We start from the raw sequence: 6977 nt of genomic DNA on the forward strand, positions 1-6977 counted from the left end.
TCCAACATTATCGACCCCCTCAACGACGCCCAGCGCGAGGCCGTGACCGCCCAGAACGATCACCTGCTGGTGCTGGCGGGCGCTGGCAGTGGTAAAACCCGGGTATTGGTGCACCGGATTGCCTGGCTGATGACCGTAGACCGGGTACCGCCCACTGGCATCCTGGCGGTGACGTTCACCAACAAGGCTGCCAAGGAGATGCGTTATCGCATCGAAGAGATGATGGATATCCCCTCCCGGGGGCTGTGGTTTGGTACCTTCCACGGCATCGCCCACCGTTTGCTTCGCGCTCACTGGAAAGACGCCGGCCTGCCGGAGAATTTTCAGGTGCTGGACAGTGATGACCAGCTGCGCATGGTCAAGCGGGTGATGCGGGAGTTCCAGATTGATGAAAGCCAGTGGCCGCCAAAGCAGGCCCAGTGGTTTATCAACAGCCAGAAAGACGAAGGCCTGCGGGCGGACCATATCCAGGAGAACCCGGGCGATCACTTCACTAACACCATGCTGAAGATCTACCGCCAGTACGAAAAACTCTGCCAGCAGGGCGGCCTGGTGGATTTCGGCGAGTTGCTGTTGCGCTCCCACGAGCTGTGGCTGCATCGGCCAGAATTGTTGAAACACTATCAGCAACGTTTTCAGCACATCCTGGTAGACGAGTTCCAGGACACCAACACCATTCAATACGCCTGGCTTCAGGTGTTGGCCAGCAACCGGGTGCCGCTGACCGTGGTGGGCGACGACGACCAGTCCATTTACGGCTGGCGCGGTGCCAAGATCGAAAACATCCAGCAGTACCAGCGGGACTTTCCCAACGCCCGGCTGGTGCGATTAGAGCAGAACTACCGCTCCACCCAGATGATCCTGAAAGCCGCCAACTCGGTGATCGCCAACAACCAGGGCCGCCTGGGTAAAGAACTGTGGACCGACGGCCCGGATGGCGAGCCGATCAGCCTGTACGCGGCGTTCAACGAGCAGGACGAAGCCAACTACATCGCTGATTCCATCACCGCCTGGGTCAACGACGGTAACCTGCGCAGCGAAGCCGCCATTCTGTACCGCTCCAACGCCCAGTCCCGGGTGCTGGAGGAGTCCCTGATGCGCCAGGGCATTCCGTACCGGGTGTACGGCGGCCTGCGCTTTTATGACCGTCAGGAGATCCGTAACGCCCTGGCCTATTTGCGATTGGTGCAGTACCAGCGTGACGACGCGGCTTTCGAGCGAGTGGTGAACATTCCTGCTCGGGGTATTGGCGCCAAGAGCCTGGCCGAGCTGCGGGCGTACGCCACCGAGCAGAGCATTTCCCTGTGGGAATCCGCCGAGCGCTTACTGACCGCCGGGCAAGTTAAAGGCCGGGCTAAAACCGGGCTGCAGTCGTTTATGGACATCATCAACGATTTGTCTGCCATGGTGGGCGAAGCGTCACTGCAAGGCCTGATGAAGCAGGCCATCGAAAACAGTGGCCTGAAGGATTACCACGCCAGTGAAAAAGGCGAGAAGGGCCAGGCTCGGGTGGAAAACCTGGAGGAACTGGTGAACGCGCTGTCGGATTTTGAGGTGGAAGAGGGCGTGGATGCGCTGTCGGAATTCATTGCTCAGGCGGCGCTGGATGCCGGTGAATCCCAGGCCAAAGACCACGAAGACAGTGTGCAACTGATGACTCTGCACTCGGCCAAGGGCCTGGAGTTTCCGCTGGTGTTCCTGGCTGGCGTGGAGGAAGGTTTGTTTCCGCACAGCATGTCGCTGGAAGAGCCGGGCCGGATGGAAGAAGAGCGGCGTCTGGCCTACGTGGGTATTACCCGCGCCATGAAAAAGCTGGTGCTCACTTACGCGGAATCCCGTCGTTTGTACGGGCAGGAAAAATTCCACGCCTTGTCGCGGTTTGTGCGGGAGATTCCGGCGGATTGTCTGCAGGAAGTCCGCTTACGCAATACAGTGACACGGCCGGCCATGGTCGGCCGTCCCAATGAGAGCATGTTCAGCCAGGATTCCGCCCGGCAGTCCGGCTTCAGCTTGGGCCAGCGAGTGCGTCATCCCAAGTTTGGCGAGGGCATTGTTATGAATTCCGAGGGCACCGGGCATCATACCCGGGTGCAGGTGAACTTTGATGAGGGGGCCAAGTGGTTGGTGTTGGCGTATGCGCCCCTCGAGGCCTGTTAACACCGGAGGCGCACACAAGCTTTAAGCCGGGAAGTGCCCCCGGGTTTTGTTGGCAAACTTCACCAGCATTAACATCAGCGGGACTTCCACCAGTACACCCACCACGGTAGCCAGCGCCGCGCCGGATTGCAGACCGAACAGGGCGATGGCCGCTGCCACCGCCAATTCGAAGAAGTTACTGGCGCCGATCATGGCGCCGGGGGCGGCGATGCAGTGGCGCACTTTCCACATTTTTGCCCAACCGTAGGCGATGGCGAAAATCAGCACGGTCTGGAGAATCAGCGGCACCGCAATCAGGGCGATGTGCAGCGGGTTGTTCAGAATGACGTCGCCCTGAAAGGCAAACAGTAATACCAGGGTAACGATCAGGGCCGCCGGAGTGATCGGGCTCAGCCGCTTCATGAACACGTCGTCGTACCAGCGCTGGCCATGGCGGGTAATCAGAGCGCGCCGGGTCAGGTAGCCGGCCACCAGTGGAATCACGATATACAGCACCACCGACAGAATGACGGTATCCCAGGGTACCTGTATGTCAGAAATACCGAGCAGGAACACCACAATCGGGGCGAAGGCGAACAGCATGATGATGTCGTTCAGGGACACCTGCACCAGCGTATAGGCCGCATCGCCTTTGGTCAGATAGCTCCAGACAAACACCATGGCGGTGCAGGGTGCGGCGCCCAGCAAAATAGCGCCGGCCAGGTATTCACTGGCCAGTTCCGGGGTAATGAACGGCTCGAACACCACCATCAGGAAAAACCAGGCGATGGCAAACATGGTGAAGGGCTTGATCAGCCAGTTCACGGTGGTGGTGATGGCCAGCCCCTTCGGTTCCTTGCGCACGCCCACGATGGCGCTGAAATCGATTTGCGCCATCATCGGGAAAATCATCGCCCAGATCAGAATGGCGATGGGGATGGACACCTGGGCGTACTCAAAGCGCGACAGGGTCTCGGGTACCGAGGGCGCCAGCTGGCCCAGCGCCACGCCGGCGACGATGGCCAGCGCGACCCATACAGACAGGTAGCGTCCGAACAGGTCCATGCCGCCGGCGGTGTCGTCAGCAGGGGTAACATCGGGCTTGCTGCTCATTGGTTGCCTCTCAGATGGATCGTTGGTTCACGCGTTTGGACAGTTCTTCAGCACTTTCCTTGCGCTCGGAATAGCGGTCGGTCAGGTAATCGCTGCGGTCGCGCACCAGCAGGGTGAACTTTATCAGCTCTTCCATGACATCCACGATACGGTCGTAGTAGGACGAAGGCTTCATGCGGTCGGTATCATCAAACTCCATGAACGCCTTGGGCACCGACGACTGGTTCGGGATGGTGACCATCCGCATCCACCGCCCCAGTACCCGCAACTGATTAACCACATTGAACGACTGGGAGCCGCCACACACCTGCATCACCGCCAGAGTCTTGCCCTGGGTGGGGCGAACCGCGCCCAGAGCCAGCGGAATCCAGTCGATCTGGGTTTTCATGATGCCGGTCATGGCACCGTGGCGTTCCGGCGAGCACCACACCATGCCCTCGCTCCACTGCGCCAGCTCCCGCAATTCCTGAACTTTTGGGTGCGAGGCATCCTCGGCATCGGCCAGGGGCAGGCCCCTCGGGTCATAGACCCGGGTTTCTGCGCCCATGGCCTGTAACAGGCGGGCCGATTCTTCCACGACCAGTCGGCTGAACGAGCGCTCCCGCAGGGAGCCGTACAGCAGCAGAATCCTTGGGGCATGGCCAGAAGGCGTCATGGCAAAGACCTTGTCCGCCGTCGGCGCATCAAACAGGTCGGGTTCAATATTCGGGAGGTCTTGGGGGTTCATATTTGAGAGATCATCCTTTACGACACCAGATTGTCACACTATTATGCATAAAATTAAATATACGTAAAAACGAATATTCAGGAAATCAGATATGAAACGTCGCGTTCTTTTTGTCTGCACCGCCAACAGCGCCCGTTCTCTGATGGCCGAAGCCCTGCTCCGACACATGGCCGGCGACCGGTTTGAGGTGGCCAGTGCCGGTACCCAGCCGTCAAAACCCCATCCGATGGCGTTGCAGGTGCTGGCAGAGGCGGGCATCGCCACCGAAGGTTTGTCCAGCAAGCCGTTGGCCGGCCTGCAGGATCAGTACTGGGATTACGTGATTACCCTGTGTGAAAAAGCCGCTAACGAATGCGGTGATGTGTGCCAGCCGGCACAGCGCATTGCCTGGGATTTTCCCGACCCGGCGCAGAGTAACCGCCATGCCACCTTTGCCCTGGCCCTCAAAGAGCTGAAAGAGCGGATCGGTCTGTTTACTTTAGTCCACCAGAAAGAAACCGGGATGAAGCCGGAAGGCTACCAGCCGGTCACCATTTTCAAAGCACTCGGTGATGACCTGCGACTTGCCGCGCTGCTGCTGATTCGTGATCAGGACAAACTGTGCGTGTGCGAACTGACCGAAGCCTTCGAGGTTTCTCAGCCCAAAGTAAGCCGCCATCTGGCCACATTGCGGGATGCCGGGTTGCTGGAAACCGAAAGGCGCGGCCAATGGGTCTATTATTACCTTAACCCGCGCTTGCCAGACTGGCTGGTGCGGGTTCTGGACGAAACTGCGCTAAACAACGGTGCATTGATTGTGCAGCCCATGGCCCGATTGCAGGCGATGGCCCAGCGCCCGGCAGTGCAATGCCCCTGACTATTCATTGAACCAACGGATTGCGAGTCTCGCAAGGAGTACATCATGAGCAAGATCAAAGTAGGCATTAACGGATTTGGCCGCATCGGTCGCTTGTCGCTTCGGGCTGCCTGGGGCTGGCCGGACATGGAGTTTGTTGCCATTAACGATCCGGGCGCGGACGCCCACACACTGGCCCACCTTCTGAACTTCGACAGCGTGCACGGCCGCTGGAGCCATGAGGCCACGGCCGATGGCGACGACATGGTGATTGAGGGCCAGCGCCTGACCGTCACCCGTAACAAGGCCATCGGCGACACCGACTGGTCCGGTTGCGATCTGGTGATCGAAGCCAGCGGTGTGAACAAGACCGTCGCGGCACTGCAGGGCTATCTGGACCAGGGCGTAAAGCGGGTGGTGGTTACTGCCCCGGTCAAGGAACCGGGCGCGAAGAATATCACCATGGGTGTCAACGAAGACGTGTTTGATCCGGCCAATGATCGCATCGTCACTGCTGCTTCCTGCACCACCAACTGCCTGGCGCCAGTGGTCAAGGTGATTCATGAGAAGCTGGGCATCAAACACGGCTCCATCACCACCATTCACAGTCTGACCAACACCCAGACCATTCTGGATGCGCCGCACAAGGATCTGCGCCGGGCCCGGGCCTGTGGCAGCTCATTGATTCCGACCACCACCGGTTCCGCCACGGCGATTATCGAGATCTTTCCGGACCTGAAAGGGCGGCTGGATGGCCATGCGGTGCGCATTCCCTTGATCAACGCCTCGCTGACCGATTGCGTTTTTGAGGTGGAAACACCCACGGATGTCGAGACCGTCAACAAGCTGTTGAAAGAGGCAGCCGAGGGCGAGCTGAAAGACATCCTGGGTTACGAGGAGCGGCCGCTGGTATCGATTGACTACAAGACCGACCCGCGCTCGTCCATCGTTGATGCCCTGTCCACCCTGGTGATCAATGGCACCCAGGTGAAAATCTACGCCTGGTACGACAACGAGTGGGGCTACGCTAACCGCACCGTCGAGCTGGCGCGCAAGGTAGGTTCCGCCTGATATGACCGCCGCCATCCGTCAGTACCTGGTCATCACCGGCAATTACTGGGCCTTTACCCTGACGGACGGGGCCTTGCGGATGCTGGTGGTGCTGCATTTCAACCAGCTGGGTTATTCGCCGCTGGAAATCGCCCTGTTGTTCGTTTTCTACGAATTCTTCGGGGTGGTGACCAATCTGGTGGGCGGCTATCTGGGGGCCCGCATGGGCCTGAACCGCACCATGAACATCGGGCTGTTCCTGCAGATTGTCGCGCTGGCCATGCTGGCGGTGCCGTCGGCCATGCTGACGGTGGTCTGGGTGATGATCGCCCAGGCGTTGTCCGGCATTGCCAAAGACCTCAACAAGATGTCCGCCAAGAGCGGCATCAAATTGCTGGTGCCAGACGAGCAGCAGGGCACCCTGTATAAGTGGGTGGCCATTCTCACCGGCTCCAAGAACACCCTGAAGGGGGTAGGCTTCTTTCTCGGTGGCGTGCTGCTGATGACGGCGGGCTTCAAGGGCGCGGTGATGATCATGGCTGTCGGTCTTGGCTTGGTGTGGCTGGCCAGCCTGTTTTTGCTCAAGCAGGAGTTGGGCAAGAGCAAGGCCAAGCCGAAGTTCAGTGAAATTCTGTCCAAGAGCCGGGCCATCAACGTGTTATCCGCGGCCCGGATGTTCCTGTTCGGCGCCCGGGATGTGTGGTTTGTGGTGGCGCTGCCGGTGTACATGGCCACCGTGTTCGGCTGGGACCACTGGCAGGTGGGTGGTTTTATGGCCAGCTGGATTATCGGCTATGGTTTTATCCAGACCATTGCGCCCAGGATTACTGGCAATATGGAAGGTAAGCGGCCGGTGGTGCTGTGGGCCGCCATTCTGGCACTGATACCGGCCGCGATAGCCGGCGGCCTGATGGCCGGTTGGTCGCCCCAGTGGGTGGTGGTGGGCGGTCTGATGTTGTTCGGCGTGCTGTTTGCCATCAACTCCTCTCTGCACAGCTACCTGATTGTCAGCTATGCCCGGGGCGACGGTGTCTCGCTGGATGTGGGGTTTTATTACATGTCCAACGCTGCCGGCCGGTTGTTGGGTACCATCCTGTCCGGTTGGGTGTATCAGGT

General features: G+C 59.4%; 6 protein-coding genes. 4 read left to right on the forward strand and 2 right to left on the reverse strand.

Annotated features, from left to right (window positions below):
* The first annotated feature begins 6 nt into the window (after window positions 1–6).
* Window positions 7–2157, forward strand: a complete 2151-nt coding sequence (gene uvrD / locus IBX51_RS13690) for a DNA helicase II (protein ID WP_291831849.1) — start codon at window positions 7–9, stop codon at window positions 2155–2157.
* 21 nt (window positions 2158–2178) lie between these two features.
* Here the strand turns inward: uvrD and arsB are convergent, their stop codons facing one another.
* Both arsB and arsH read right to left on the reverse strand, forming a co-directional pair.
* Complete coding sequence (gene arsB / locus IBX51_RS13695; RefSeq protein ID WP_291831843.1) at window positions 2179–3249, reverse strand: ACR3 family arsenite efflux transporter; 1071 nt, start codon at window positions 3247–3249, stop codon at window positions 2179–2181.
* A 10-nt stretch (window positions 3250–3259) separates the two neighbouring features.
* Complete coding sequence (gene arsH / locus IBX51_RS13700; RefSeq protein WP_291831845.1) at window positions 3260–3976, reverse strand: arsenical resistance protein ArsH; 717 nt, start codon at window positions 3974–3976, stop codon at window positions 3260–3262.
* A gap of 91 nt (window positions 3977–4067) precedes the next feature.
* On the opposite strand from arsH, the gene IBX51_RS13705 reads away from it, so the two are divergent.
* The 3 genes from IBX51_RS13705 to arsJ form a co-directional block, all read left to right on the forward strand.
* Window positions 4068–4832: a metalloregulator ArsR/SmtB family transcription factor gene (locus tag IBX51_RS13705; RefSeq protein ID WP_291831846.1), complete on the forward strand. Its 765-nt coding sequence runs from the start codon at window positions 4068–4070 to the stop codon at window positions 4830–4832.
* 45 nt (window positions 4833–4877) lie between these two features.
* A complete protein-coding gene (locus tag IBX51_RS13710) occupies window positions 4878–5882 on the forward strand; it encodes an ArsJ-associated glyceraldehyde-3-phosphate dehydrogenase (RefSeq protein ID WP_291831847.1) in 1005 nt (334 codons plus the stop codon).
* Window position 5883: 1 nt separating this feature from the next.
* On the forward strand, window positions 5884–6977 hold a 1094-nt coding region (gene arsJ / locus IBX51_RS13715), incomplete at its 3' end, for an organoarsenical effux MFS transporter ArsJ (RefSeq protein WP_291831848.1).

The sequence above is a fragment of the Marinobacter sp. genome (assembly GCF_014859525.1).
GTDB lineage: Bacteria > Pseudomonadota > Gammaproteobacteria > Pseudomonadales > Oleiphilaceae > Marinobacter.

What these genes read in the sequence shown, in the direction of transcription:
- arsB (WP_291831843.1), bottom strand. Translation starts at nt 3,249, where the DNA reads ATGAGCAGCAAGCCCGATGTTACCCCTGCTGACGACACCGCCGGCGGC.
- arsH (WP_291831845.1), bottom strand. Translation starts at nt 3,976, where the DNA reads ATGAACCCCCAAGACCTCCCGAATATTGAACCCGACCTGTTTGATGCG.
- IBX51_RS13705 (WP_291831846.1), top strand. Translation starts at nt 4,068, where the DNA reads ATGAAACGTCGCGTTCTTTTTGTCTGCACCGCCAACAGCGCCCGTTCT.
- IBX51_RS13710 (WP_291831847.1), top strand. Translation starts at nt 4,878, where the DNA reads ATGAGCAAGATCAAAGTAGGCATTAACGGATTTGGCCGCATCGGTCGC.